The following is a 26,532-nucleotide window of genomic DNA, read 5'->3' on the forward strand; positions in this document are numbered from 1 at the left end:
GGCAGTCTCGAAGGTTATTGAGCGGAGCGCATCGCCACCGGTTGGGCGGTCACCGGCATGCCAGGCATAAAGACTTTCTGCAAGCCGTTAACGATCACCTTGTCGCCGGGTTTCAGGCCTTGCTGCACAATGCGCAGGCCATCGGCTAAATCACCGGCCTGAATATCGCGGCGCTGGGCTTTACCCTGGGCATCGACCACGTAAACGTACTTACGATCCTGATCGGTGAGCACGGCTTTATCGTCGATTAACAGCGCGGTGAAGTCGGCGCTGCCCGGCAAGCGCACACGCGCAAACAGGCCCGGCGTGAACTGACGCTGCTGATTATCCAGCGAGGCGCGCATGCGGATGGTGCCGGTGCTGGCGGTCAGCTGGTTATCGAGGAAATCCACGGTGCCGCGATGCGGAAAACCCTCTTCGCCGGTCAACGCCACTTCCACCGGCAGCGATCCGCGATTTTCGCCTTTACGCGCCATCGCCTGATAATGCAGATAGGTAGCTTCATCGACGTCGAAATAGACGTACATGCGATCCTGCGACACTAACGTGGTCAGCACGCTGGCGCTGTCACCGGCGGTAACTAAGTTGCCGGTGGTGATCATCGCGCGGCTGGCGCGGCCTTCAATCGGCGCGGTGACGCGGGTGAAATCGAGGTTCAGCTGCGCCATATCCACCGCCGCCTGTGCCGACAGCACGCTGGCCTGCGCCTGATTAGCCGCCGATCGACGCTGTTCCCACTCTTCGCGTGACACCACATTGGTGCCGATCAGTTTATCGGTACGCGCCGATTCACTGCGTGCCAGCGTGGCCTGGCTGCGCGCGTTGGCGAGTTCGGCCTGCGCCTGCTCGAGCGTGGCGCGGTAGGTGCGATCGTCAATGGTGAACAGCACCTGACCTTTTTTCACCTCGTCGCCTTCGCGATAATTGACCTGATCGATATAGCCGGAAACGCGCGGCCGCAGCTGCACGCTCTGCACCGCTTCGAAACGGCCATTGAAGCTATCCCATTGGCTGACTTTCTGCTCTACCACCTGCGCGACACTTACTTCGGGCGGCGGCGGCGGGGCGTTTTGCGCCACCCCGCGATCGCAACCGGCCAGCAGGCTTCCCAGCAACATCACTCCTGACAGGCTTACCGCCCATTGAACCCTATATGTTTGCAGATGCATTGTTGTTATTCCGCATTGGTGAAAATGAAAGGAGACGTACGAAAAATCTGCAACTTTTATGATTGCATTAAAACGCCACGAGTGTAGGCTTGCTCAAACTGCATCTGCAAGAATATCTGATACACTTTATGTGCTGTTTTGATCATTACGTTGCAGAAGGATCAAAGCCCCTACGCGCAGTGCGGCATTTAATGCAATAATAAAACTTGCATTAACTGGCATAGTCGTTCAACCTTAAAGTGTAATTGCAACTGATACTGATACTGTTCGCAACGGCGACCGGAGAAAACGAGATGATGACCACCGCATTTATTCACGATTTGATCGACTGGATTGACAACAATATTGAAACGCGTCTGGATCTGGATACCGTAGCGGGGCGCGCCGGTTATTCGAAATGGCACCTGCAACGTATGTTCAAAGAGCACACGGGTTTGCCACTGGGCGAATACATTCGTGAGAAGAAGCTGAAGAAGTCAGCGGATCGCTTGACCACCAGCAATGAACCGATTCTTAACGTGGCGATTTCACTCGGTTTCGACTCGCAGCAGTCGTTTAACCGCAGCTTCAAACGCCAGTATGGCGTAGCGCCGGGAGCATGGCGTCGTCACGCCGCGCCATCCGCCAGCGCGATGCAGTAAACCCCGCCAGGGCCAGCTTAGCTGGCCCGCGTTTTTCCCTGCCTTAAATCTGTTATTATCGTCGTCCTGTTTTTCAGGATGCCACCATGTCAAAAAAACTCTGGATTGCCTTAATTCTGGTCCTCGCCGCGCTGTGGCTCGGGCTGAAACCGCGTTTGTCCGATAAATGGTCAGCCAGCCATCCCGATATTTCACAGCTCACCGATGCCAACACCGTGGCGCGTTGGCTGCAGCAGCATCACAAATTACCCGATCTCTATCTCACCAAAAACGAAGCGCGTCGTCAGGGCTGGAATCCCAGCAAGGGCAACTTGTGCGAGGTCTTGCCGGGCCGCGCGATTGGTGGCGATCGTTTTAGCAACCGCGAAAGAAGGTTGCCGATGCAGGCGGGCAGGCAGTGGTATGAAGCGGACGTGAATTACGATTGCGGCCACCGCGATGCCGATCGTCTGCTTTACTCTTCCGATGGACTGATTTTCCTCACCACCGATCACTATCGCAGCTTCAAACAGGTGCCTTAACCATGTTGACGCTCCATTTTGACTTTGAAAACTTGTCGGATCGCCAGGCGTTTTACCGCGCGCTGGTGCAGCAAAGTGCCTGCCCAGTGGATTTCGGTAACAATTTGGATGCGCTGTGGGATTGGCTGACCGGCGGCATGGCGCTGCCGGCGACCTTCTATTTAGCGCATGCCGATGACGCCAGCGAGAGTGCCGAATTCGCGCCGGTGCTGGCGTTACTGGAGGAGGCGCAGCAGCAGTTAGAAGGCGAGCTGCGCCTGGTGCGTGGCGAGTAAATTACGCGTGCAGCGGTAACAGCAAAATCGCCAGCATCTGGCGGGCATTGGCGGGCAAATCGCCGCCGCCGGTATAGCCGTTGTTCTCAACGATCACCGAATTCAACCCCACCAGCCAGTCATAGATGTAGTAAGCGGTATGATTGGCGGGTGCGGCCGACAGACGTGTTAAGCGCTGACCCGGCGAGAAGCTGACGCTTGGCGCAGGCGGACGAGCAAAAATCGTCTGACCGCGATTGACGCGGCTTTCAGGACGCTCGCTCTCCGGGCGCTGTAAAAAGCCCAGCCACGCGACAAAATCACCCAGCACTGTCATGGCGCGTGAAACCTGACGATCGGTACGCGCTTCGTGGGCGCTGGCCTGCGCATCCGGCTCATTCAGCGCGCTCTGCAGTTTGCTCAGCACTTTGAGACGGAAGCTGGCGGTAATCAACTCTTCCACCAGCATCTCCAGCGTAGGTTTATCGACGTTGAGCAGCGCCAGCAGGCTGCGACTCTCCGGCAGCTGACGCAAATGCTCAAGCCACAGCGCAAACACCTGCTGCGGAAATTGCTGATCGCGCTGACCGCCCGAGCTGCGCGGCTCAGCGGCGGCCACCGGCTCGTCTTTAAACAGATCGAACTCGAAGCCGATGCCAAAATAGCTCTGCTCAGCGGCTGCGGTTTTGGCGCTATGTTGAATAGCAGTGCTGCTGCTCTGGCTCAGCCACAGCTGACGCACCGCTTCACGCGACGGCTGCAAACGCTCCAGCAGTTCACCGTGCAAACCGGTGCGATGTTGCAAACATTTCAGCAACGTATCGGAGATCGCCTGCTTGCGTGCCGCCTGTTCTGGCGTGGCGCTGGATTCGGTCCACGGCTGCAAACGTTCTACCAGCTTCTGCTGCAGCGCGCCGAGCTGCAATGCCAGACGATCGCGGCGCGCTTCCGGCTGCATCTCATCCTGCAACCAGCTGCCCATACGATCGACGCCTGCGCGATCCAGCGCCAGCATCGATCCCCAACTCTGTCCCGGCTGACCAATCTGCCGTTGCACTGCTTCATCAACGTTAATCTGCTGCTGCTGATAGCGCGCGTCATGCGGTGTGATCGCCCAAATCAGACGCGGCTTTTCACCGCTGGCGGCGATGGTTTGATGCATGTGCCACTCGCGCAGCGCGCTGGCGGCGACATCGGTATCCTGACGCTGACTGGCGGCGGTACAGATCAGCATCAAATCAATGCCCTGACGCGCGGCGTACAGGCCCGGTAGCAGCGCACGTTTCTGTTCCAGCAGCGTGGCGCGCAGCGGATCGCGTTTGCGCAGCTGCGCCAGTTCATCCTGTTGGGCGCGATCGGCTGGCGTGCCCGGCGCGGGCAGCTCGAGCATATCCGCATCATCGTACAGCGCCTGACGCGGCGTGGAGCTGAGCGGCAAGGTAATCTCCAGTGTCAGCAGCGACAGCAATCCCAGCGGCACATGCTGCGCTTTCCCCACACGATTGGCGACGATCGGACACACTTCGATCATCTCCTGCCAGTCGGCATCGTTGCCAATCAGTTTTTCTGCCGGCAACGCAGCATCGTCCACCAGCACGCTAAGTGGCGCTAATACGCGCGGCGCGTGGCGCAGCTGGTGACGCAAGTGCATCAGGCTACGCAGGCTTTCGTTCAGCGCGTTTTGGCCCGGCCACAGCAGGGCAAACAGCTGCACGCGATCGTCGACGTTGAGCCACGGCGCCAGCGCAATCGCCTGCGGCCAGAAGTGGCGATCGAGAATCTCGGCATGACGATGATGACGACGGCTCCACGCCCACAGCGTGATCAGCGCATCGCTGTCGAGGCCCGGCTGCGGTTCATCCTGGCGATGGCGCTGCAAACGCTGCAAAGCGGCATCGATCTGCGCGGTGTCCGGCTGAATCTCGGTTTTGGCGCAGGCCAGCATCAAACGAATCAGTTCCACTTCGCTCAGCAGCGTCATCTCCAGCGGCCAGGCGTTGGATTGGGTTTCGCGCTGGTGGCTGAAGCGGGTGGCGATGGCGAAATCGAGATTGCCGGGATTGATGTTCTGGAAATAGTTCAGGGTTTTATCGCCGAGACGCGCAATAAGTTGGCCCTGCGCATCGCCGACCATCTCACTCAGCAGCCAGGCTTTGCCCGCCTGCGACTGACCAAACAGCGCCAGCGTCACCGGACGCGCCAGCTGGCGCGCCAGTGCATGGCTTTCCACGCGCGCGCGGCGCAGCTGCAGCGTCAGGGTTTCGGCCTCCAGCGCCAGACGCGGCGCGTGCGCCTGATGGGTTTCCACCCAGTTCAGCGCGCCATCCAGCGTTTCCTGCATCAGGCTCAGACGTTTCGCGGGCGTAACCGGCGAGGCTTTTTTGGCAGTTCTCATCGTTTGCAGACGCTCCCGCTGTCGATCCAATATTGCGCATTCGCGTTGCCGGTGGCGGAAAGCGTATTCAGTTTCAGACTCAGCTGCTCCAGCGGCACGCGCGTGCCGTCATCCATGCGTGCATCGCTTAACACTAAGCGTTCAGGGCCGAGATTATCCGGGCCCGGCTGCACCGCCAGTTTGATGCGCAGTACGCTTTCACCGGCAACCTGACGCGCCAGCGTCGGGTCGACAATGCTCAGGCTATACAGCGGCGATGCCGGCCAGCGATCGTTTTCCAGCTGGCGGAAACCAAGGCAAACGTTGCCGCGAATGCGGAAGCTGCTTTTGCGATCCAGCGCGAAACTGCTGCTGTCGAGGTCGATCTCGCTGTAGCACAGATTATCGTCGCTAAGCGCTGAGGTCTCATCCAGCACGCCGAGATAGCGAATGGTGGAGTAAGGTTCGAAATCACCGGCGCGGAACCAGAAGCTGCTGAGGCGCAGATCGAGCGCCAGCAGGCACAGCATCGCGCCCACCGCGGCGGTGGATTTCGGGTTATCAATACGGCCTTGCTTGTTGAACGGATACCAGTCGCTGGTGTGATAGCCTTCCAGCGACAAAATGCGGCTGCCCGGCAAGGGTTGCAGATGGCGCACCAGCGCCTGAATGCCGGGGAAGCGTGACGGACGACCGGTAAGCAGCAGCACATCGCACTGGTACAAAGACACCACTTCGCACATCGCGCGCAGCGCCGGAATAATCGCCATGCGGTGTTGCAGGAACTCGCCGTGCAGCTGCGCCATGCTGACCACCAGTGGCACCTCGAGCAGATCGAAACGGCTATCGCCGCCGAGCGTGCGCTGAATTTCACCGTTCACAAACGCCAGCACGCTGCTGGCCGGTTTTTGTGGCACCAGCTCGCCGAACAGCGCATTGATTTCGCTGTGGCTGTCGAGCGGATCCCAGTTTTCATACTGCTCCAGCACCGCCTGCGCCAGCGGAATAAACAGCTGCAGCGTCACTTGCTGACGCAGCGTGGCTTGACCGTCCATGCGGCTGTCGTGACCAAACAGCTTGTTCATTAGCGGTTCGGCCAGTTGCAATCCGGCTTTCTGCAAGCTCTGCTGCAACGCCGGCAGAATCCACAGCTGAATCACATCCAGCAGAATATCGTCACCAGCGACTTTGAAGCCTTCGCGGAACAGTAAGCGCGGGGTGATTTTGACGTTGTTGCCTTGGCCATCATCAAGGCGATATTGGGTGATGGCTAAATCTGTGGTGCCGCCGCCGATATCAATTGAGGCGATACGCAGGCTTTTACCCGGCAGCTCATCGACTTCACGCGGGCGATCCGGGCGCGCCATACTGCTGAAGAAATCTTCTGCGCGACCAGCAAAGTTGACCTGAGTTTCGTTGAACAGCCACACCATTTGACCGCAGGTGGCTTCGTCCCACTCCATCTGCACATCCGGCACCGGACGCAGGCTGTTTGCCTGGCTGGCGGCGGTGAACTCTTCTTCGGCTGGATGCCAGCCTTCGGCTTTCCATACCAGCGCGATGGCTTCCTGCATGCGGCGACGGAAAATCTCACGCTCCGGCTTCGGCATCGCCGACGGCAGCGTCAGAATCACATGACGCAGCTGGCGCGGTGCCTGGCTTTGCGGCATGCGCTGGCGCTGCGCCACGCTGTTCATCTGCATCATCGCCTGCGCCAGCAGTTCGCACAGCATAAAGGTCATCAGCGAACTGCGGCTGTAGCTGGCGGAGAACACTGGCAGACGATCGTCTTCCGCCAGCGCGTGCAGCGGCTGGCCTTCGTCATTGATCAGTAAAGTGAATGGCAGCGCAGTCGCCTGCGGCTCATCGCTGCTGCCGTTGGCGTTGAAGCGCCAGCCTGGCTGATAGCGCGCTTCATCCCATAAATAGCGGCGCGGACTGGACAAGCCGGTGCTGCCTTCGGTGCCAGCACGCAGCAGCGCCAGACGGCTGGCTTCACGGCCCACGCGCGTCAGCGACGGCCACATAAAGGCGTTTTCACGGCCGCTCTCCAGTGAGAAGTTGGCCTTGCCGAAACGGGTTTCCGCAAACTCCAGACGGCTGTCGAACAGTTCGTTGTACACCTGATGCGGCTCAGAGAGATCGCGCAGCTGCAGCTCGTAGGTTTGACGCAGGCCGCTGCTCTCTTCGGCGTGATCTTCCACCAGAATGCCGCAGGTATGCGAGTTGCCGACGTCGAGAATGATATCGACGTTAACCGCCGGCGTTTGCAGCGACGTCGCCTGAATATAGATTTCCGCCAGATCGAGCTGTTCGCCCAGCAGTTCCAGCAGGTTGAGATAGTGCGCCTGATATTCGAACTCACGCAGCGCCTGGTTCAGCTCCTGCTCGCGACGCGACTCCAGCGCATGCACCTGCTGGCTAAAGGTTTCACGCAGCCAGCCATCGACCCAGGTGTGATCAAGAAATTCGCCCAGCTCGTAGTTGTGCCAGGCGAGGGCGAAACTGACGCCGTTCTGCGCATCGGCTTTGCTTAAACCGTGCTGCTCACCGCCATCTTGTTCTGAAACAATGCGCGTATCGAAGGCGAGGGTAATGCGATGAGTGTTGCCTGCCGCATCAGGTTGGGCGAGCGGCGCCAGATGCAGACGCGCCCAGTTATCCGGGCCGCCAATAAAACGACGTCCGCTGGTGCAGCGCAGCACCGGCAGCGGCAGCCATTGATGAGCCAGCAGCTTCAGCGAATCGGCCAGCGCGATATCCGTTTCCGGACGCACCACTTCTGCCGCGCCGCCATCTTCCGGATAGAGCAGGAACTTGCCGCTGTTGCCGTCGACGTTAAGGCGCAGCAGCGGGCCGTTGGCGGTTTGACGCACGAACTGGCGGCGGGCCTGCAACGCAGGCAAACGCAAACCGAAATCAAGAAACTGCACACCGCTATCTTCAATCAGCGTGATTTTCTGTTTGTCATCGATGAGGGGAGCCAACATGTTTACTTACTCTCACGCTTAATCGTCAACGGGAAGACCTGATCTGCGCCGTATTGCGCAGTACAGCTGGCGATGCCATCACCGGCTTTACACACCAGTTCCGGCATGCGGTAACGCGATTTATCGCTGCAGGTCGCAGTATAGCGGCTGCGCACTTCCATGCTGCCGGCGCTGGTCATCGCGGCGGTGACATCGGCTTTGCAGCGGATGTTGTCGCCCTGGGTAATGGTGGCGGTGCCTTTGCCGTTACGAATTTGATAGCGCAGGCTCGGCGGTTTGCCGGTCGGCAGATTGGTTTGACGCAACGTCACGCGCCAGGTGCCATTGATAAATTTCACTGAGCCAACGCGCGCATCTTCGGTGGTCATCACCAAATCATCGGCTTTGGCCGGTTCGGTGTGTTCAGCGACCACCTCAGGCGGTGCGACAGGCGCAGCAACCGGCGCTGGGGCGGCAATGACGGTGGCAGCGGTTTGTGGCAGCGTGGCGGCGAGTTTTTCCGCTTTCACTATCACGGCTGGCGGCTTACTCACCGGCACAGGCATATCGGCAACGCTAATCGCAGCCGGTTGCGGCGCGCTGTGCAGCCAGAAGGCGACGCCCGCAGCGACCACCGCCGCAACCGGCAACAGCAGCATCAGCGGTCGCACGGCAAAGGCGCGACGTGGTGGAACAACAGGCGCCGGTTCAGGCGCGGGCTCAGGAATGACTTCGGCTTCTGGTTCTTCGACTTCAGGTTCCGGCTCGATCAGCGGTTCGGCAGCAGCAGGCGGCACGTCGATCAGCGGCGCAATCACTGGTGTCACCACCAGCGGAGCGGGCGCTGGCGGTTCCGGCAATAGCGGCGGCAGTTCATCTTCCAGCGAATCACGCAGGCAAGCCAGCGCGTCATCACGCGAACGCGCCTGCGGATCGACAAAGCCCCAAAAGGTGATCACCGGTTTGCCATCCACCAGATAAACGTACTGCTGATCCGGGAACTGCAACGTCTTGCTCAGCAACGCACCAAACAAGCGCATCGCCGGATTCTCCGCGTCGCGCGCGCGCAGGCTAAGCGCCTGTAAATCCTGCTGGTTCAGCGTCAGCAGTTCCAGCGCCTGACGGCGCTCGTGATCGCTGGCACCCAGCCAGGATTTTACTTTGCCATTAAACGGGGCGTACCAATCGAGGCGGTCACCGCGCTCGTTGACCTGCGGAATCGCGAGGCAATTGGCCAGCGTGGTTTGGCGGCGCAGGCGCAGGGTTTCACGGATTTGCAGCGCGGACGTCCAGACCGGCTGGCCGTTTTCACCCAGTGCCAGTACCGTGTCCAGATTGCCGCTGCGCAGAAAAGTTTTTGCCACTCGTTGGGCCCTTATCGGTGGTTGTCTGAGGCAGAACAGTGTGTGTTTTTGGCGATGATAGTGATCTTAAGCCAAATGCTGCGAAATCAAACGGCTGATAAAGGGGGAAAAACAGGGCGTTTTTCCCGGGTGCGGAGAAGATTGCTGAAATTTTAAGCGCGGCGTTGTGGGGAAAGAATCAAATAGGTCAGCATGCCGCCGAGCAAGCCCCAAAAGGCGGAGCCGATGCCCAACAGCGAAATGCCGCTGGCGGTGATCAGGAACGCCACGATAGCGCTATCGCGCTGATCCGGCTCCGCTAAGGCGCGCTGCAAACTGCCGGAGAGCGTAGCCAGCAGCGCCAAACCGGCCAGCGTGGCGATCAATACCGGCGGCAAGGCGCTCAGCATGATGGCGATCAATCCGCCGGTAAAACCGGTCAGCATGTAGAACACGCCCGCCAATGCGGAGGCCATCCAGCGGCGCGCCGGATTCGGATCGACATCGTCGCCCATGCAGATGGCAGCGGTAATGGCGGCGATACACACCGAAAATCCACCAAACGGCGACAGCACTAAGGCGATAAATCCGGTCCAGCCGGTCAGCGCCGAAACCGGCGGCTGGTAACCGTGCGCCTGCAAGGTGGCGATGCCCGGCGCGTTTTGCGACGCCATGGTGACGAGAAAATAGGGCAACCCCACGCCAATCAGCGCTGCCAGATTAAATTGCGGCATGATGAATTCGGGACGACTGATCGCCAGCGCATGCGGCGGAAAGTGGATCGATTGCTGGCCCAGCGCCACTAGCACGCCGGCGATCAACGCCAGAATAATCGCGTAGCGCGGCAGCCAGCGACGACTCAACAGCCACACCAGACACATGCTGCCGCACAGCGCGAAATTGCTCTGCAAACCGATAAAGGTGCCGATGCCAAACTTCAGCAGAATCCCGGCCAACATCGCCGCCGCCAGCGACTGCGGAATGTGATTCATCAGACGAGCAAACAGGCCGGTGACGCCGCACAACACAATCAGCAGGTTAGTCGCGACAAATACGCCAACCACTTCATTCAGCGTCAAACCCTGCACGCTGGTGGCGAGCAGCGCCGCGCCAGGCGTTGACCATGCGGCGAGGATTGGCATGCGCGTCCACAGCGATAAACCGAACGAGGCCAAACCCATGCCGACACCGAGCATCGACAGCCAGCCGCCAATCTGCTCCGGCGAAGCGCCCGCCGCCTGCGCCGCCTGAAAAATCAGCGCCGCCGTGCTGCTGTAGCCCACCAGCACGGCGATAAATCCAGAAATCAGCATTGGGAAAGAGAAAGCACTGCGCGTGGTGGCGGTTGTCATCAGGTCACATCCGGTTGTGCGTTATAGCGCACATAGTGGCATGGAGCGTTATAGCGCACAAGTGTTACACTGCGCGCGAGCTTTTCGGGAGAACACATGGAAAATTTGCATCAACATTTGAGTCTGGCGCTGAAGCAGCTGCGTCAGGCCAACGGCTGGAGCCTGACGCTGGCATCGGATCGCACCGGCGTGAGCAAAGCGATGCTAGGCCAGATCGAGCGCGGCGAATCGAGCCCCACGGTGGCGACGCTGTGGAAAATCGCCACCGGCTTTAACGTGCCGTTTTCCTTCTTTGTGCAGGGCAGCGATCAACCGCCGGGCAGCGTGGCGACCTTCAGCCAGCCTAATGCACAGATGCAGGTTAAGCCGCTGCTGCCGTACGATGCCAAACTGCGTTTTGATCTACTGGAAGTGACGCTAGCGGGTGGCGCGCAGAGCGATTCATCGGCGCATGAAAGCGGGGTGATTGAGCAAGTGGTGGTGCTGGAGGGCGAACTGCTGTTGGGCGTGGAAGGCACATGGCGGCGTTTGCTCGCGGGCGAAGCCAGCCAATTCGCCGCCGATACGCCGCACAGCTATCGCAATCCTCTTAGCACGCCGCTGCGTTTCCACAGTTTGATCCATTATCTGCAACGCCCGTAGGATCGCCATTCATGGCTACCACCTCATAACCCGGCACAATTACAAATTGATACGAAGGTAAACTACACAGTTTGCCTTCGTATTTATATACTCGCGGCTCATCAGTAAGGAGAAGGTGCCATGAGCGACCTCAACAGCGCGGCGGCGTTACTGCGCAGCATCAATGGCAAACTGGCGCGTCGTCTGCGTGAATCGGCGCCGCCGGGCGATCTCACCTGGCCGCAGGTATTGGTCCTCGGTTATCTGGTGCGCGAGGGTGCTATGACGGTGACGGAATTGGCTACGCTGGAAGGTGTGCGCACGCAGTCGATGGGCGCCACCGTGGCCAGCTTGCAAACGCTGGGTATGGTGCAGGGCACCGCCGATCCGCAGGATGGCCGCAAAACCCGCTATCAACCTACCGATGCTTGCCTGAAACTGATCGCCGCCAACCGCGCACAACGTGATGACTGGCTGCTGAACAGCATCGCGACGCAGTTGAATGCGCAGGAACAACACACGCTGCTGGCCGCGATTCCCTTACTGCAACGACTTGCCGACCAATAATCCTGAGAGGACTCAACATGGCTTTAACTACCCTTGACGACAACACTGCGCTGATTGTAATTGACCTGCAGAACGGCATCGTTGCGCTGCCTGTCGCACCGTTAGAGGCGCATGAAGTGATTGAGCGCTCAGCGCGTCTGGCTGATGCTTTCCGTGGGCAAAAGCGCCCGGTGGTGCTGGTGAACGTTGCGGGCGGCGCACCTGGCCGTAATGAGCAGCCGAAGCATGGTGGCGATCTACCTGCCGATTGGGCCACGCTGGTGCCGGATCTGGCGCAGCAGCGCGGTGATATTGCTATCACCAAAAAAACCTGGGGCGCATTCCACAACACCGATCTACATGAACAGCTGCAGCAGCGCGGCATCACGCAAGTGGTTGTTTGCGGTATCGCCACCAGCATCGGTGTGGAATCCACGGCGCGCCAGGCGTATGAATTGGGTTACAACGTCACGTTGGCAACCGATGCTATGACCTGCCTGAATGCCGAAACGCACAAAAACAGCGTCGAGCGCATCTTCCCGCGCCTGGGTGAAACCGGCACAACCGATGATGTGCTGGCGTTGTTGAAGTAAGGTTCATCGTAGGGTGCGCATTCATGCGCACCTGGCTTACAGGTCGCCATTAATGGCGACCCTACGGTAATTGGCGAGGTTTTCGTAGGGTGCGCATTTATGCGCACCGGCATTCACGTTTATTTACTGAAACGCATAACTCACCGTCAGACCCACGCTGTAATTGCGGCCCGGTGCCGGTTCGTAATAGCGGCCGTTGCTTTCATTGACGATCACCGAACCGATGTAGTTGCGGTCAAACAGGTTATCGACGCGGCCAAACAGATCCAGCGTCCAGTTCTGCACCAGCCACTTATAACCGCTGTTTACGCCGACCACGGTGTAAGACGGCGCTTTCACATCGTTCTCATCATCCGCCGCGATATCGCTCAGGTAGCGCACATCGGTTCCCGCATACCAGCCTTGATCGGGGGCGTAAGCCAGCCCGGCGTAGGCCATGTTGCGGGCAATGCCGGGGATACGATTGCCGTCGCAGCTTTCGGTGCCGCAGGCGTTTGAGCGATAGCGCGCATCCAGCAAGGTCCATGCGGCTTTGAAGCGCCAGCTTTCGCCAAACTGCTGGTCGAGGCCGAGTTCTAATCCACGACGGCGGGTTTCACCGGCATTTTTGTAGCTGGTGCGGCCTTCAAAGCTGCTGTCAGAAACGATCTCGTTTTTGGTATCGGTTTGGAAAATAGCCGCGGTTAACAGGCCATTGCCGATCCTTTTCTTACTGCCCAGTTCAACTGTTTCGCTGGTGGCGGGTTGCAGGTTGAGATTCAGTCCGGCCTGATCGGCGGCGCGATAGGACAACTCATTCAGCGTCGGCGTTTCGAAGCCGCGACCAGCAGAAACATAGGCATTCCAGCTGTTATCAATCGCGTAATTCAGCGCAGCGGCAGGCAGCCAGCGATGGTAGCGACGATTGCCGCTGTCATCCGGATCGGTTGAGGTGACGTAATAGTCATTGGAGTCGAAATTCACCGTACTGAAACGCACGCCGGCATCCAGCGACAGTTTATCGGTCAGCTGCCACGCGGTTTGCAGATAGGGATCGAGGTTCCACATCAGGTTGCGTTCGTTACGACGCATCTCGCCCTGTACGCCCAATTCATCGCCGCTAAAGTTCTGATAACCTTTGCGCTTCTCGGTCATAGTTTCATAGTCGAGGCCGCCGGTGAAGGTCACCGGAATGGTGAATAGCGCGTCGCGGTGCGTCCAGCGGGTATCGATGCCCTGATAATGACGTGACAGAGAGATGACGCCGCCGGGATAACCTGGGCGCAACTGGGTGGCTTTAGGAATCGATTGATACTGCGTGGTTTCACGTTCCCCCGCGTACATCATCACGCTCAGGTCATCGTTTTCACTCATCTGGCGCTGATAATGCAGGCCCGCCTGGGTTTGATCGACGGTTTTACGCGCGTCGTACAAGGTCACGTTGCTGGCGACCTGGCGCGGATTGTCTTTCCACTGTTCAGCGGTCAAACCGCCCGGATCCTGCGCATCAACGTGCACGCTGTTGAACAGCAGCGTCAGGGTGCTGACATCATCAATGCGCACGCCGAGTTTGGCGTTGCCGAGGTTCTTGTCCGCCGAGCTGTGATCGCGGAAGCCGTGCGTGGTAAAGCGTGAGGCGGAAACCGTGTAATTAACGTCGCCGGCTTGCGTACCGTCACCGGTCGCGCCGCTGGCTTTAACGCTGTTACGCCAGCTACCGTAACTGCCGTACCAGCTACTGGCTTCCAGCGTGGTGGGTTGCTGCCCGGTTTCGGTTTCAACGTTAATCACGCCGCCCGACGAGTTACCATACAGCGCCGAGAACGGGCCGCGCAGCACGTCGATGTGATCGATTGAGCCGATATCGATGTTAGAGGTTTGTCCCTGGCCGTCGGGCATGGTCGCTGGAATGCCGTCAACGTACATACGAATGCCACGCAGGCCGAAGGTGGAACGCGAACCAAAACCGCGCACCGAAATCTGCAAATCCTGGGCATAATTTTGTCTGTTTTGTATCTGCAAACCCGGCACGCTGCTGAGGTTTTCTGACAAATTGACGCGCGGTGCCGCGTGGCGCATATCTTCGCCGGAAACCACGCTAACTGCGGCTGGCGTATCAAGTTCAGAAAGTCCGGATGCGGACGGCGCCGCGCTCACCACCATGGTGTTATTGGCCGCGTTCGCCGCCAGCGCTGAGACCGGCAACATCGCAGGCAGCATCAGCAACGAAGCCTGTCGCAGTAAAGCTATTTTCATTATGAAAGACCGTAAAAAGGGCGTGGAATGTACCGAATGGAACATTAATGGCGCGTATGTTAATCGTTTTATCATTTGTTTGAAAAGCGTTAATAGTATGACGGATTATTAATAATTGCGGTGTTGAAAATGTTTTTCCATCGCATCTCTGGCCTGGCTGCGTCAGGGAAATTCTGTCAGTCTGGCGGTTTTGTCTGAAAGCACAAAAGAGAGGGAATGATGAGTCAACAACCTGTGGTCGCGGTACTGGGATTAGGCGCGATGGGCCATGCGTTTGCCGCTAACCTGTTGAAAAAAGGCTTCACGGTACGCGGCTGGAACCGTACACGCGCCAAAGGCGAAGATCTGCTGGATGCTGGCATCACGCTGGCCGATAGCGCCGCGCAAGCGGTAGAAGGTGCTGATGTGGTGATCGCCATGCTGTCCGACGGCGATACCACACGGCAGGCGCTGAACGACGCCAGCAGCGCGCTTAAGCAGGGCGCGACGATTTGTCAGATGGGCACCATCGGCGTGGAAGCCACCGATCAACTGATCGCTGAATTCAAAAGCGCACGTCCGGACGTGGTGTTTATCGATGCACCGGTTTCCGGCACCAAAGCGCCGGCTGAAAATGCGCAAATTCTGGTGATGGCCAGCGGCGACCAGAGCAAAGCGCAGGCCGCCGAGCAGGTGTTCGCGGCGATCGGTAAAGGCACGCAGTGGCTGGGCGAGGCGGGCGCTAGCTCGCGCATGAAGCTGGTAGTGAATAGCTGGTTGATTGGTCTGATGCAGAGCCTGGCGGAAAGTACCCGTCTGGCGGAAGAGTTTGGTTTCAGCACCGACGATCTGTGGAAAGTGCTGGATGGTGGTCCGCTGGCAGCACCGTACGCCAAAATGAAACTCGGCATGATTGCCAGCGGCGATTTCACGCCGCAGATGCATCTGGTGTGGGCGCTGAAAGACGCCAAACTGGCGCTGGATGCGGCAGGCGACAGCAAACTGCCGGCGCTGGAAAACATCGTGGATGTCTGGCAGCAGGCGGTGGACGCCGGTTACGGCGAGCAGGATCTGGCGGCGGTTTATCAATATCTGAAACGCTAACATGAGTGCGCGGCTCAACTTCGACTTCGCCCATCGTCCGCTGGTGCCCTATGCGCATGATTATGCGCATGGCGACGCGGAGCCGTGGCATCACCACGATTGCGCGCAGCTGATCCACACGCTGAGCGGCGTGGTGAAAGTTGAAACGCAGCACGGCAGCTGGATTGTGCCGCCGAGTCGCGGCGTCTGGCTGCCAGCGGGAACGCGTCACGCGCTGCACATCGTTGGCGCAGTTGCGGCGCGCACGCTGTTTGTTGATCCGCTGGCGCGTGCCGATCTGCCCGCCAGTTGTCAGGTAGTACAAATCTCGCCGCTGCTACGTGAGTTGATTGTCAGCGCGCTGGCGCTGCCGGAGCAGTACGTTCCCGGCAGTCGCGCAGAGCGTATTTACGAGTTGATCCTCGATGAGATCCGCGTGATGGATGTGCTGCCATTTGGCCTGCCGCTGCCGGAAAGCGAGCGGCTGCTGAGTTTGTGCCAGCACATTCAGCAAGCGCCCGGCGAAAACTGGACGCTGGCCCGCGCGGCTACGCAACTTTGTGTGGCGGAACGCACGCTGGCGCGCCATTTCAGCCGCGAAACCGGTTTGCAGTTCAGCGATTGGGTGCGCCGCGCGCGACTGAGCGTGGCGTTAACCCGCTTAGCGCAGGGCGAAAGCGTGCTGACGGTGGCGCTCGATCTCGGTTACGACAGCCCGAGTGCCTTCAGTGCGATGTTTCGTCGCGTGCTCGGCGTTACGCCAGCGAACTACTTTCCTGCGGCAGAAAAGCGTGCGCTGCGTTGAGCAGCGCCTGCAATGAAGCGCGCGCCACATCGTTATCAATGCCCACGCCCCACGCGCGTTCACCGCGTGCGTTAATGCAACTGATGTAAGTGACTGAACGACTATCGCTGCGTTTGCCCAGCGTGTGTTCGTGATAATCCTCGATGGTGATATTTAGGTCATAGCGCTGACGCAGCGCGCTGACGGCAGCAGAGAGCAAGCCGTTACCTTTGCCTTCCAGCGTCACCGGCTGCGCGCCCTGTTGCAGCCGCGCTTTGAAACGCGTTTCGCCTTTATCGTCGCTATGACTTTCCGCTTCCAGCAAACGACGCGCCGGCTGGGTTAAGCCGTAGTGCTGACAAAACAGCTGCCACAGTGCATGGTGCGTCATCTCCTGACCGTGCTGGTCGGTTTGTTGCTGCACCAGGCGGCTGAAATCCTGCTGCAAGCCGCGCGGCAGTTGCAGGCCGTGATTCTGCTCCAGCAGCCACGCGGCGCCACCTTTCCCGGATTGGCTGTTGACGCGAATCACTGCTTCGTAGCTGCAGCCGATATCCAGCGGATCGAGCGGCAGATACGGCATCTGCCACAGGGTTTCTTCACGCTCAGCGCGTTCGGCAAAGCCTTTGCGAATCGCATCCTGATGCGAACCGGAGAAGGCGGTAAACACCAGCTCACCGGCATACGGATGGCGCGGATGCACCGGCAGCTGGTTGCAGCGCGTCACCACTTCCAGCACCTGCTGGATATCGCTGAAATCGAGTTGCGGCGCCACGCCTTGGGTATAGAGATTGAGCGCCAGCGTGACGATATCGACGTTGCCGGTGCGTTCGCCGTTGCCGAACAAACAGCCTTCGACGCGATCAGCACCCGCCAGCAGCGCCAGCTCGGCGCAGGCAATGCCAGTACCGCGATCGTTATGCGGATGCACGCTGATCGACACCTGCGATCGCTGACTGAAGTGGCGACAGAAATACTCAATCTGATCGGCGTAGACGTTTGGCGTATTCACTTCGACGGTGGCAGGCAGGTTGATGATCATCGGACGCGCCGGGCCCGGCTGCCAAATCGCCGCCACCGCTTCGCAAATCTCCAGCGCAAACTCCGGCTCGGTAAAGCAGAAGGTTTCTGGCGAATACTCGAAGGTCCACGCGGTATCTTTTTGTGTTTCGCAGCGGGCGCGAATTTGCCGTGCACCGGCGCAGGCCAGTTCAATAATCTCGGTTTTGCTCTGGCGGAACACGCGCTCGCGGAACAGCGGCGCGGTGGCGTTGTAAAGGTGAATAATGGCGTTCGCTGCGCCACGCAGCGCTTCAAAGGTACGATCGATCAGGTCGCTGCGCGCCTGGGTCAGCACCTGAATCGCCACATCGTCTGGAATGTGGTTCTGCTCAATCAGCAAACGGACAAAATCAAAATCGGTCTGCGATGCCGCCGGGAACGCCACCTCAATCTCCCTGAAGCCACAGCGCAGCAGCAGTTGCCAGAACTCCAGCTTGCGCGCGCTGTCCATCGGCGTCGCCAGCGCCTGATTGCCATCGCGTAAGTCGGTAGAGAGCCAGCGCGGTGCCTGCGTCAGCAGGCGCGATGGCCATTGACGGTCGGGTAAGTCGATGACCGGAAACGGGCGGTATTTTGCAGCGGGTTGCGTGAGCATAACGATCTCCTTGTGATGTTGTATTCAGTCTCACCCAGTAGCACGCGGCGCGGCTCGCGCATTGCTGACAACCACACGCGCAAAAGTGACAACCGTGCGGTCATGCCGTCGGTCGCCATAAATGGCGTAATGCTTATTAGATAAGCTGTGTACTGGCATCGCAGGGGTTCCGCCCGCTAAGCATCTGGCAGTTTCAGAATGCCTGAAGCAGGCGGCCGGGCTAAGGTCCGAAGGCGCGGACCTTAGCAATCCGCGCTTTCGCCGACGTCGTGTCGGCTCATCCTGGCCGTCACTCTGCGCTCGGCGCTGCGGATGGCGCGCAACACCGCTGCCTGTGATGACAGTTCTCAAACTGGTTTTTCGTAGGGTGCGCATTCATGCGCACCTGGTCGCCATAAATGACGACCCTACGGGATTTGTAACGACTGTGAGTCAAAATAATGCATTGATGCAGCAGCGCGGGTGTTGAGGCGTCCTCTTCTCGGTCGCCGCACAAAGTTACTGCAACTGCCCCAGCACATGGCGAACGAAAGCTGCTCCGCGCCTAACTGAGCGGCATCTCACCGCTATATACCATTGTCGGCATATCTCATGCGAAATCGGCATCGGTCATTTGGCGCGCGCGGGTTAGGCTGGGGTTTTGCGCGATGGGATAAAACACAATGAAAAGAGCAGCTTTGGCACTATTGATCGTGGCAGCGAGCGGCGCGGCAGCGGCAGAAACAGTGACGCTACGCATTGCCGATCAGAAGGGAAATATGCACGCGGAAATGGCCGCAGCGCAGCAGTTGAACAACCTTAATTACAAAATCGAATGGGCGGAGTTCCCGGCGGCGGCACCGCTGGCGGAAGCGCTGAATGCCGGTGCGGTGGATGCCGGTATTATCGGCGATGCGCCGCTGCTTTTCTCGCTGGCGGCCGGTTCGCAGGTGAAAGCAGTTGCGGTAAGTAAGTCGATACCCGAAGGTTTGGCGGTGCTGGTCAGCCCGGATTCACCCATCAAAACCGTGGCCGAGCTGAAGGGCAAAAACATCGCCACTGGACGCGGATCGATTGGCCATTTTGAGGCGCTCAAAGCGCTGGAGCAGGCGGGCGTCAGCGATAAAGAGGTTAAGTGGCGCTTCTTAACGCCGGCGGATGCGCGCATCGCGCTGGCTAACGGTTCGGTGGATGCCTGGTCAACGTGGGATCCCTATACCGCGCTGGCAGAAGTGACCCATACCGGCCGCGTGCTGGTTAACGGCGTCGGCCTGTCCAGTGGCAACAGTTTCCTCGCCGCCACCGACGCTGCTTTGCAAGATGACGCCAAACGCGCGGCGCTGCAGGATTATGTCAATCGTTTAGCGGCTGCCGATCGCTGGGCCAACAGCCATGTCGATGAGTACTCCACCACACTGGCGAAAATCATCGGCTTCCCGAAAGAAGCGGCGGCGAAATCCTTCTCACGCCGCAAATCGCACTGGCAGAGCATCGATGATGCCACTATCGCCCAGCAGCAGGAGACCGCCGATTTTTACCAGAAATACGGTTTGATCCAGCAGCATCTGGATGTGAAACCGACCTTCTATCACGGCTTAAAGGTTGCGCAGAACTAACCCTTTGTGCGCCCATATTTGGCGAAACAGCAGCGCGCGCGTAGCATGGCGGCATGTTGTTTCGCCAAAGATCTCCCCATGTTGCTAAAAACCTTCGACGGTCATAACGACCTGCTTCTCAATCTGTGGCTGCATCATCGCGATGATCCGGCGCAGGCATTTTTTCACGGCATCGAAAAGGGCCACCTCGATTTTCCGCGCATGCAGCAGGGCGGTTTTGCCGGTGGGCTGTTCGCGATGTTCGTGCCGCCACAGCGTTATGTCAAAGAGGTCGCGCCGCAGCGAGCGGAGGAAAATCTCGAACCACTGGCGATTCTCTGGCAGCAGCTCGACATCCTGAAAACGCTGGCGGCGCAATCTGACGGTCGCGCGCGTTTATGCCTCCGTGCCGCTGATATTGCTGCCTGTCGTGCGGACGGCGTGCTGGCGCTGGTGGCGCACATTGAAGGCGCAGATGGGTTTGATGGCGATGGCGTCGCGCTTGATGCGTTTTACAAAGCGGGCGTGCGCAGCATCGGGCCGTTCTGGAATCTGCCTAATCGCTTTGGCGAAGGCGTCAGTGGATCATTCCCCAACTCGCCGGACAGCGGACCGGGTTTGACCGCACAAGGCGAGCAGTTGATCGCTGCAGCCAATCGCCATCGCATGTTGATCGATATGTCGCACATGAACGAGAAAGCCTTCTGGGACACCGCGCGCCTGTCAACTGCGCCGCTGGTGGCGACGCACTCCAACGCGCATGCGCTCTGCGCGCAGCCGCGCAATCTGACTGACGATCAGCTGCGTGCCATCCGCGACAGCGGCGGCGTGGTGGGCGTGAATTTTGGCAACGCTTTCCTGCGCAGCGACGGAAAACGCGATAGCGACACCGCATTGATCGAAATTGTTAAACATGTTGAGCACCTGATCGCGATAATGGGCCGCGATCATGTGGCGCTGGGCTCAGATTTTGACGGCATTAGCGTGCCTGATGCGCTGAAAGATGTCAGTGGATTACCGCATCTATATGCGTTGTTGCGTTCATTCGACTACGATCAAACAGCACTTGAGCAGCTCGCATGGGGCAACTGGCAGCGCGTGTTGCAACAAATTTGGCAGGATTAGCACAATTCCCTTACCGAATCAGGGTTGATCTGCTCGCTACATTGGCGCAACATCTGCGCGCGTACGGATTGCGATGTGATCTACGTCACAGCCGCAATCCTCTTCAGCAGAGATTTCTCTGCGTTTTAGCTTTAAGAGGAAGACCATTATGTGGAAAAAACCTGCGTTTATTGACCTGCGTCTGGGCCTGGAAGTGACTCTGTACATCTCCAACCGCTAAGACTTCTGCCCGCCGTTCGTGCGGGCATTTTGTTTTCTCTCTCTGGTCAACTTTCATGTTTATTAAAGTCCTCGGTTCAGCAGCGGGCGGCGGCTTCCCGCAGTGGAACTGTAACTGCGCCAATTGCAGCGGCCTGCGTAACGACAGCATCCAGGCGCAGGCGCGCACGCAATCTTCGATCATTGTCAGCGATAACGGTGAAGATTGGGTGCTGTGTAACGCCTCGCCGGACATCAGCCAGCAAATTGCCCACACGCCAGAACTGATCAAAAAGGGTGTGCTGCGCGGCACGGCGATTGGCAGCATCATTCTGACCGACAGCCAAATCGATCACACCACCGGCTTGCTGAGCCTGCGCGAAGGTTGTCCGCATCAGGTATGGTGCACGCCGGAAGTGCATGGCGATCTCACCAGCGGCTTCCCGATTTTCACCATGTTGCAGCACTGGAATGGCGGCTTGCAGCATCATGCGTTAACGCCGCTGGAACCGTTTCGCGTCGATGTCTGCCACAGTTTGCAGTTCACCGCGATCCCGATTCTCAGCAACGCGCCACCATATTCGCCGTATCGCGATCGCCCGCTGCCGGGCCACAACGTGGCGCTGTTTATTGAAAATACCGCCAACGGCCAAACGCTGCTGTACGCGCCGGGACTGGGTGAGCCGGATGCGGTGATCATGCCGTGGCTGCAAAAAGCCGATTGCCTGTTGATTGATGGCACTGTGTGGCAGGACGACGAGCTGCTCGCTACCGGCGTCGGCAAAAATACCGGCAAAGCGATGGGCCACTTAGCGCTGGCTGAAGAACAAGGTTTGATGGCGCTGCTGGCCGCGCTGCCGGCCAAACGCAAGATTTTGATTCACATTAACAACACCAATCCGATCCTTAATGAGCAATCGCCGCAGCGCGCCTATCTGACGCAGCAGGGCATTGAAGTGAGTTGGGATGGCATGGCGATTCATCTGCAGGAGTTTGCATCGTGATCATTACTGAAGCGTTATCGCCCGCCGCGTTTGAGCAGGCGCTGCGCGATAAAGGCGCGTTCTACCACATTCATCATCCGTATCACATTGCCATGCACAACGGCGATGCGACGCGCGAGCAGATTCAGGGCTGGGTGGCGAACCGCTTCTATTATCAGACCAATATTCCGCTGAAAGACGCGGCGATCATGGCGAACTGCCCGGATGCGGCGACGCGGCGTAAATGGGTGCAGCGCATCCTCGATCACGACGGCAGCAACGGTCACGAAGGCGGCATTGAAGCCTGGCTGCAGTTGGGTGAAGCGGTGGGCCTGGATCGTGAGGTTTTGCTGTCGGAGAAGCTGGTGCTACCAGGCGTGCGCTTTGCGGTGGACGCCTACGTTAACTTTGCACGCCGTGCCAACTGGCAGGAAGCGGCCTGCAGCTCGCTGACCGAACTGTTTGCGCCGCAGATTCATCAGTCGCGCCTCGACAGCTGGCCGCAGCACTATCCGTGGATCAAAGAGGAAGGCTATTTCTACTTCCGCAGCCGTCTGAGCCAGGCGAACCGCGATGTGGAGCATGGACTGGCGCTGGCGCTTGAGGTGTTCACCAGCGCCGAACAGCAGAACCGCATGCTGGAGATCCTGCAGTTCAAGCTCGATATTCTCTGGACCATGCTCGATGCCATGACCATGGCGTATGCGCTGCAACGTCCACCATATCATACGGTCACCGATCAGGTGTCCTGGCACAGCACAAGACTGGTATAACAACATGAAAGATAATGTGATTCCCGCTTTCCGTCGCGGCTACCGCATGCAGTGGGAAGCGGCACAAGACAGCCATGTGGTGCTCTATCCTGAAGGCATGGCCAAACTGAACGAAACCGCTGTGGCGATCCTCGAGCTGGTGGATGGCAAACAGGATGTGGTGGCGATTGTTGCCACGCTGGATGCGCGTTTCCCGGATGCGGGCGGCGTCGGCGATGACGTTAAAGAGTTCCTGCAATCAGCCATCGAACAAAAATGGATACAGTGTCGTGAACCCGAGTAAAAGCGTGACGCCGCCGCTGTGGCTGCTGGCAGAACTGACCTATCGCTGCCCGCTGCAGTGTCCGTATTGTTCCAATCCGCTGGATTTTTCCCAGCAGGAGAAAGAGCTGACCACCGAACAGTGGATTGAGGTGTTTCGTCAGGCGCGCGCCATGGGCAGCGTGCAGCTCGGTTTTTCCGGCGGCGAACCGCTGACGCGTAAAGACCTGCCGGAACTGATTCGCGCCGCGCGCGATCTCGGTTTCTACACCAACCTGATCACCTCCGGCATTGGCCTGACGGCGAAAAAACTCGACGCCTTTGCTGACGCCGGGCTCGATCATATTCAGATCAGTTTCCAGGCCAGCGATGAAACGCTCAACGCCGCGCTGGCCGGGTCGAAAAAGGCCTTCCAGCAGAAGCTGGAGATGGCAAAAGCGGTGAAAGCGCACGGTTATCCGATGGTGCTGAACTTCGTGCTGCATCGCCACAATATCGACCAGATCGACAAAATCATCGATCTCTGTATCGAACTGGAAGCCGACGATGTCGAGCTGGCGACCTGCCAGTTCTACGGCTGGGCGCAGCTCAATCGCGAAGGTTTGCTGCCGACGCGCGAGCAGATCGCCAACGCCGAAGCGGTGGTGGCCGATTATCGTCAGCGCATGAGCGCCACCGGTAATCTCACCAATTTGCTGTTCGTGACGCCGGACTACTACGAAGAGCGCCCGAAACCCTGCATGGGCGGTTGGGGATCGATCTTCCTTAGCGTCACGCCAGACGGCACCGCGTTGCCGTGCCACAGCGCGCGTCAGCTGCCGGTCGAGTTCCCGTCGGTGCTGGAACGCACGCTGGACGATATCTGGTATAACTCGTTTGGTTTCAACCGCTATCGCGGCTTTGACTGGATGCCAGAGCCGTGTCGCTCCTGCGATGAGAAAGAGAAAGACTTTGGCGGCTGTCGCTGTCAGGCCTTTATGCTGACCGGCAATGCTGATAACACCGATCCGGTGTGCAGCAAATCGCCGCATCACGGCAAGATCCTCGAAGCACGGCGTGAAGCCAACTGCAGCGATATCAAAATCCAGCAGCTGCAGTTCCGCAATCGCAGCAACTCCGAACTGATCTTTAAGCAGCGCGTTACCTGATGAACGCGCGTCAGCTCACGCTTGCCAACGGCCTGCGCTGCCATCTTTATCATCAACCTGACGCGCGTGAGGCGGCGGCGCTGGTGCGCGTGCAGGCCGGCAGTCTGGATGAAGCCGATCGCTGGCCGGGTTTGGCGCATCTGCTAGAACATCTACTGTTCTGCGGCAGTGAAGATTTTAACGGCGAGGATCGCCTGATGCCGTGGCTACAGCAGCAGGGCGGACAGGTGAATGCCACCACGCAGTTGAGCCGCAGCGCCTATTTCTTTCAGCTCCCAGCTTCAGCGTTGTCAGCAGGCGTGCAGCGGCTGTGCGATATGTTGGCGTCGCCGTTGCTGACGACGCAGGCCATTCAACAGGAAGCAGCGGTGATTGAGGCAGAGTATCAACTGCTGCAAAAACATGCCGACACGCTGAGTGAAGCCGCCATCCTGGATAAGCTAAAGGGACGCTTTCAGCGCTTCCGTGTCGGCAGTCGGCTTGCGTTTGGTGACAATGTCACGGAGTTGCAATCCGCACTCCGCGATTTTCATTGCCGCTTCTATCGCGCTGAAAATATGGAACTTTGGCTGCAAGGGCCGCAATCGCTTGATGAGCTAACACAGCTAGCGACCCGCTATGGCGGCAGTTTGCTGGCGGGTGGAGAACGCGCTGCGGCTGTAGAACCTACGCTGCTGCCTGGCGATCGTTTGCTGCAATTAGGTGGCGAAGAAAATTTCTGGCTGACGCTGTTGATAGCCGGTGATGAACAGACTGTTCGTGACAATGTCACCTTGCTTAAGAGGTTCTGGCAGGACGAAGCGCCCGGCAGTTTGCTGGCGCAGTTGCAGGCAGAGGCGTTATGCGAAACCTTTGATGTGCAATGGTTATGGCAAGATGAACAACACGCATTACTGGCGCTGCGTTTTAGCGCCAGGCGCATTTCACCGGCGCAGGCGCAACAGATTGAGCAACGCGTTTGGCAGCATCTGGCTGCGTTAATCGAATGTAATGCGATTCAGCTGCAGCATTACGCGCAACTCGCGCAGCAGGATTTCGCGGCCTTGTCGCCGCTGGAACAGCTACGCGGCCGTGCGTTGGGTTTCGCGCCTGGTTTAGCGGTTTCAGATAACTTCACGGATTTTGCCGCCGCGTTGCCGCGTTGGCCGCGCACGCGTCTGCTGACGCAGCGACAGATCGACGGCGCAACGCATCAGACGCAAGGCTTTACTCTGCAACTGGCCGAGTGGCTGCCAGCGACGTTGAATGCGGCAGAATCCGCAGCGTTTCACTTCTATCCCGCTTCAGGCAACATTCAGCTCCCTCGTCTTCCGCCCGTGGCGCAGCAACTGCCGCTGATTGCGCCGGTTAAACAGGTTGAGACGTTGCTGCTGCGTCCGGCGTTTTATCAAACCTTGAGCGATGAAGATGCGCAGGCGCGGCAGCGCCAGTTGCGCCCGCTGCTGGCGGAACTGCGCCACGCGGGCGGCAACGGCAGTTGGCAACAAACGCAGGGAAGCTGGCAGCTGTTGCTCAATCTGCCCGCATCCGAAGAGCGCGCGTTGTTAAGCGTGCATCAGGCATTACTGGCGCTGAACAAGCCGGTGCAGGCACAATCCGCAGCGACAACGCACTCTATTGTGATTCGTCAGCTACTCGCCGCTTTGCCCACTTGCTTGATTAAGCCATCGCCCATGCCGCAATGGCTGGCGGCATGGTGCGGAACCCATAGCGCGCTAAGCCAGCGCGTGGCGCATCTGCTTAGCGATTTTACACCGGATCTGGCGCGCTACACGCCGCCCGCACAACTGCAACGCGGCATCGTGCCCATCGCCTGCGACGGACGCGATCAGGCGCTGCTGCTGTTTATGCCGTTATCGCACGCCGACGATGCCGCCCTGGCCGCTTTACGCGTGCTGGCGCTAATGCTGGAAACGCGTTTCTTCCAGCGGCTGCGCGTGGATCAGCAAATTGGTTATGTGGTGTCGGCGCGTTATCAGCGGGTGGCAGATGTGGATGGCTTAATGCTGGCACTGCAATCGCCGGATATCACCTGGCGCGCGTTGCTGGGTCACTGCAAACGCTTTATGCGTGAGATGGTTGCCGAGATCGCGGCAGTTTCCCCTGAAAAGCTGGCGGCATGGCAGGCAAGCTTAATGACGCTATGCGCAAGTAAAGACAATGGCGATGCCGCACTCGAAACCCTGCGCCAGCAGCACGGCCTGGCGACGCTCAATCGCGCTGCCATTCAGTCACTCACGCTGCCGCAGCTTCAGCAACTGCACCAGCGTCTGCTGCGCGAACGGCATCGTTGGTTGATTTTTGTGACCAGGTGCGCATAAATGCGCACCCTACAAAACCTGCATCGTT

General features: G+C 58.8%; 23 protein-coding genes. 16 read left to right on the forward strand and 7 right to left on the reverse strand.

The genetic code is table 11. The features are described 5' to 3' along the window. Positions 1-14 precede the first annotated feature (14 nt). Positions 15-1,169 (reverse strand): efflux RND transporter periplasmic adaptor subunit, encoded by a 1,155-nt coding sequence (locus tag VIJ98_RS08990; RefSeq protein WP_008110157.1) that lies wholly within the window; start codon positions 1,167-1,169, stop codon positions 15-17. 293 nt (positions 1,170-1,462) lie between these two features. On the opposite strand from VIJ98_RS08990, the gene VIJ98_RS08995 reads away from it, so the two are divergent. From VIJ98_RS08995 to VIJ98_RS09005, 3 genes are all read left to right on the forward strand, one after another. Continuing rightward, on the forward strand, positions 1,463-1,810 hold the full coding sequence (locus VIJ98_RS08995) for a helix-turn-helix domain-containing protein (protein ID WP_008110158.1): 348 nt from the start codon (positions 1,463-1,465) through the stop codon (positions 1,808-1,810). 86 nt (positions 1,811-1,896) lie between these two features. Beyond that, positions 1,897-2,331 carry a ribonuclease domain-containing protein gene (locus tag VIJ98_RS09000; protein ID WP_154152355.1) on the forward strand — a complete coding sequence of 145 codons (435 nt, stop codon included), beginning with the start codon at positions 1,897-1,899 and terminating at the stop codon, positions 2,329-2,331. A gap of 2 nt (positions 2,332-2,333) precedes the next feature. Next, positions 2,334-2,606: a barstar family protein gene (locus VIJ98_RS09005; RefSeq protein WP_110866072.1), complete on the forward strand. Its 273-nt coding sequence runs from the start codon at positions 2,334-2,336 to the stop codon at positions 2,604-2,606. 1 nt (position 2,607) lies between these two features. Here VIJ98_RS09005 and VIJ98_RS09010 read toward each other — a convergent pair whose 3' ends face one another. The 4 genes from VIJ98_RS09010 to VIJ98_RS09025 all read right to left on the reverse strand — a co-directional run bounded on the left by VIJ98_RS09010 (position 2,608) and on the right by VIJ98_RS09025 (position 10,623). Continuing rightward, positions 2,608-4,980 carry a virulence factor SrfC family protein gene (locus tag VIJ98_RS09010; protein WP_323273490.1) on the reverse strand — a complete coding sequence of 791 codons (2,373 nt, stop codon included), beginning with the start codon at positions 4,978-4,980 and terminating at the stop codon, positions 2,608-2,610. After that, positions 4,977-7,949, reverse strand: coding sequence for a virulence factor SrfB (locus tag VIJ98_RS09015; protein ID WP_061720134.1), 2,973 nt, complete (start codon positions 7,947-7,949; stop codon positions 4,977-4,979). Before VIJ98_RS09015 ends, VIJ98_RS09010 begins: the two co-directional genes overlap by 4 nt. A gap of 2 nt (positions 7,950-7,951) precedes the next feature. After that, entirely contained in the window at positions 7,952-9,292 is a 1,341-nt protein-coding gene (locus VIJ98_RS09020; RefSeq protein WP_323273492.1) for an SrfA family protein, read from the reverse strand. A 152-nt stretch (positions 9,293-9,444) separates the two neighbouring features. Then, positions 9,445-10,623 carry a benzoate/H(+) symporter BenE family transporter gene (locus tag VIJ98_RS09025; RefSeq protein ID WP_323273493.1) on the reverse strand — a complete coding sequence of 393 codons (1,179 nt, stop codon included), beginning with the start codon at positions 10,621-10,623 and terminating at the stop codon, positions 9,445-9,447. Between the two features lie 96 nt (positions 10,624-10,719). Here VIJ98_RS09025 and VIJ98_RS09030 point away from each other — a divergent pair, with 96 nt between their 5' ends. From VIJ98_RS09030 to VIJ98_RS09040, 3 genes are all read left to right on the forward strand, one after another. Further along, complete coding sequence (locus tag VIJ98_RS09030) at positions 10,720-11,265, forward strand: helix-turn-helix domain-containing protein (protein WP_323273495.1); 546 nt, start codon at positions 10,720-10,722, stop codon at positions 11,263-11,265. A gap of 120 nt (positions 11,266-11,385) precedes the next feature. Continuing rightward, positions 11,386-11,811: a MarR family transcriptional regulator gene (locus tag VIJ98_RS09035; RefSeq protein WP_323273497.1), complete on the forward strand. Its 426-nt coding sequence runs from the start codon at positions 11,386-11,388 to the stop codon at positions 11,809-11,811. Between the two features lie 17 nt (positions 11,812-11,828). Further along, positions 11,829-12,383 (forward strand): isochorismatase family protein, encoded by a 555-nt coding sequence (locus VIJ98_RS09040; protein ID WP_154152342.1) that lies wholly within the window; start codon positions 11,829-11,831, stop codon positions 12,381-12,383. 123 nt (positions 12,384-12,506) lie between these two features. Here VIJ98_RS09040 and pqqU read toward each other — a convergent pair whose 3' ends face one another. After that, entirely contained in the window at positions 12,507-14,618 is a 2,112-nt protein-coding gene (gene pqqU, locus VIJ98_RS09045; RefSeq protein ID WP_323273499.1) for a TonB-dependent receptor PqqU, read from the reverse strand. A 219-nt stretch (positions 14,619-14,837) separates the two neighbouring features. Between pqqU and VIJ98_RS09050 the strand changes: the two genes are divergently transcribed. Further along, positions 14,838-15,701, forward strand: coding sequence for an NAD(P)-dependent oxidoreductase (locus VIJ98_RS09050; RefSeq protein WP_323273501.1), 864 nt, complete (start codon positions 14,838-14,840; stop codon positions 15,699-15,701). Between the two features lies 1 nt (position 15,702). Next, positions 15,703-16,485 (forward strand): helix-turn-helix transcriptional regulator, encoded by a 783-nt coding sequence (locus VIJ98_RS09055; RefSeq protein WP_312182943.1) that lies wholly within the window; start codon positions 15,703-15,705, stop codon positions 16,483-16,485. On the opposite strand, the gene leuA is transcribed toward VIJ98_RS09055, so the two are convergent. Continuing rightward, positions 16,436-18,121, reverse strand: coding sequence for a 2-isopropylmalate synthase (gene leuA, locus VIJ98_RS09060; protein ID WP_323273505.1), 1,686 nt, complete (start codon positions 18,119-18,121; stop codon positions 16,436-16,438). The two genes, VIJ98_RS09055 and leuA, sit on opposite strands and share 50 nt — an antisense overlap. A gap of 662 nt (positions 18,122-18,783) precedes the next feature. On the opposite strand from leuA, the gene VIJ98_RS09065 reads away from it, so the two are divergent. From VIJ98_RS09065 to pqqF, 8 genes are all read left to right on the forward strand, one after another. Continuing rightward, entirely contained in the window at positions 18,784-19,716 is a 933-nt protein-coding gene (locus VIJ98_RS09065; RefSeq protein ID WP_323273507.1) for an ABC transporter substrate-binding protein, read from the forward strand. A gap of 78 nt (positions 19,717-19,794) precedes the next feature. Next, positions 19,795-20,820 (forward strand): dipeptidase, encoded by a 1,026-nt coding sequence (locus VIJ98_RS09070; protein WP_323273509.1) that lies wholly within the window; start codon positions 19,795-19,797, stop codon positions 20,818-20,820. 148 nt (positions 20,821-20,968) lie between these two features. Then, positions 20,969-21,040 (forward strand): pyrroloquinoline quinone precursor peptide PqqA, encoded by a 72-nt coding sequence (gene pqqA, locus VIJ98_RS09075; RefSeq protein ID WP_002905689.1) that lies wholly within the window; start codon positions 20,969-20,971, stop codon positions 21,038-21,040. A 55-nt stretch (positions 21,041-21,095) separates the two neighbouring features. Continuing rightward, entirely contained in the window at positions 21,096-22,022 is a 927-nt protein-coding gene (gene pqqB / locus VIJ98_RS09080) for a pyrroloquinoline quinone biosynthesis protein PqqB (protein ID WP_323273511.1), read from the forward strand. Further along, positions 22,019-22,774, forward strand: coding sequence for a pyrroloquinoline-quinone synthase PqqC (gene pqqC / locus VIJ98_RS09085; RefSeq protein WP_179451032.1), 756 nt, complete (start codon positions 22,019-22,021; stop codon positions 22,772-22,774). Before pqqB ends, pqqC begins: the two co-directional genes overlap by 4 nt. A 4-nt stretch (positions 22,775-22,778) precedes the next feature. Further along, positions 22,779-23,057 carry a pyrroloquinoline quinone biosynthesis peptide chaperone PqqD gene (gene pqqD, locus VIJ98_RS09090; protein WP_323273514.1) on the forward strand — a complete coding sequence of 93 codons (279 nt, stop codon included), beginning with the start codon at positions 22,779-22,781 and terminating at the stop codon, positions 23,055-23,057. Continuing rightward, positions 23,044-24,183 (forward strand): pyrroloquinoline quinone biosynthesis protein PqqE, encoded by a 1,140-nt coding sequence (gene pqqE, locus VIJ98_RS09095; protein WP_258145039.1) that lies wholly within the window; start codon positions 23,044-23,046, stop codon positions 24,181-24,183. The genes pqqD and pqqE overlap by 14 nt, the downstream gene beginning before the upstream one ends. Beyond that, on the forward strand, positions 24,183-26,504 hold the full coding sequence (pqqF, locus tag VIJ98_RS09100; protein WP_323273516.1) for a pyrroloquinoline quinone biosynthesis protein PqqF: 2,322 nt from the start codon (positions 24,183-24,185) through the stop codon (positions 26,502-26,504). The genes pqqE and pqqF overlap by 1 nt, the downstream gene beginning before the upstream one ends. Positions 26,505-26,532: the final 28 nt, after the last annotated feature.

Source organism: Pantoea sp. S18, from assembly GCF_045689705.1.
GTDB lineage: Bacteria > Pseudomonadota > Gammaproteobacteria > Enterobacterales > Enterobacteriaceae > Pantoea > Pantoea symbiotica.

What these genes read in the sequence shown, in the direction of transcription:
- VIJ98_RS09010 (WP_323273490.1), bottom strand. Translation starts at nt 4,980, where the DNA reads ATGAGAACTGCCAAAAAAGCCTCGCCGGTTACGCCCGCGAAACGTCTG.
- VIJ98_RS08995 (WP_008110158.1), top strand. Translation starts at nt 1,463, where the DNA reads ATGATGACCACCGCATTTATTCACGATTTGATCGACTGGATTGACAAC.
- VIJ98_RS09050 (WP_323273501.1), top strand. Translation starts at nt 14,838, where the DNA reads ATGAGTCAACAACCTGTGGTCGCGGTACTGGGATTAGGCGCGATGGGC.
- VIJ98_RS09015 (WP_061720134.1), bottom strand. Translation starts at nt 7,949, where the DNA reads ATGTTGGCTCCCCTCATCGATGACAAACAGAAAATCACGCTGATTGAA.
- VIJ98_RS09030 (WP_323273495.1), top strand. Translation starts at nt 10,720, where the DNA reads ATGGAAAATTTGCATCAACATTTGAGTCTGGCGCTGAAGCAGCTGCGT.
- VIJ98_RS09000 (WP_154152355.1), top strand. Translation starts at nt 1,897, where the DNA reads ATGTCAAAAAAACTCTGGATTGCCTTAATTCTGGTCCTCGCCGCGCTG.
- pqqF (WP_323273516.1), top strand. Translation starts at nt 24,183, where the DNA reads ATGAACGCGCGTCAGCTCACGCTTGCCAACGGCCTGCGCTGCCATCTT.
- VIJ98_RS09070 (WP_323273509.1), top strand. Translation starts at nt 19,795, where the DNA reads ATGTTGCTAAAAACCTTCGACGGTCATAACGACCTGCTTCTCAATCTG.
- VIJ98_RS09055 (WP_312182943.1), top strand. Translation starts at nt 15,703, where the DNA reads ATGAGTGCGCGGCTCAACTTCGACTTCGCCCATCGTCCGCTGGTGCCC.
- pqqB (WP_323273511.1), top strand. Translation starts at nt 21,096, where the DNA reads ATGTTTATTAAAGTCCTCGGTTCAGCAGCGGGCGGCGGCTTCCCGCAG.
- VIJ98_RS09025 (WP_323273493.1), bottom strand. Translation starts at nt 10,623, where the DNA reads ATGACAACCGCCACCACGCGCAGTGCTTTCTCTTTCCCAATGCTGATT.
- VIJ98_RS09040 (WP_154152342.1), top strand. Translation starts at nt 11,829, where the DNA reads ATGGCTTTAACTACCCTTGACGACAACACTGCGCTGATTGTAATTGAC.
- VIJ98_RS09065 (WP_323273507.1), top strand. Translation starts at nt 18,784, where the DNA reads ATGAAAAGAGCAGCTTTGGCACTATTGATCGTGGCAGCGAGCGGCGCG.
- VIJ98_RS09005 (WP_110866072.1), top strand. Translation starts at nt 2,334, where the DNA reads ATGTTGACGCTCCATTTTGACTTTGAAAACTTGTCGGATCGCCAGGCG.
- pqqU (WP_323273499.1), bottom strand. Translation starts at nt 14,618, where the DNA reads ATGAAAATAGCTTTACTGCGACAGGCTTCGTTGCTGATGCTGCCTGCG.
- leuA (WP_323273505.1), bottom strand. Translation starts at nt 18,121, where the DNA reads ATGCTCACGCAACCCGCTGCAAAATACCGCCCGTTTCCGGTCATCGAC.
- pqqD (WP_323273514.1), top strand. Translation starts at nt 22,779, where the DNA reads ATGAAAGATAATGTGATTCCCGCTTTCCGTCGCGGCTACCGCATGCAG.
- VIJ98_RS09035 (WP_323273497.1), top strand. Translation starts at nt 11,386, where the DNA reads ATGAGCGACCTCAACAGCGCGGCGGCGTTACTGCGCAGCATCAATGGC.
- VIJ98_RS08990 (WP_008110157.1), bottom strand. Translation starts at nt 1,169, where the DNA reads ATGCATCTGCAAACATATAGGGTTCAATGGGCGGTAAGCCTGTCAGGA.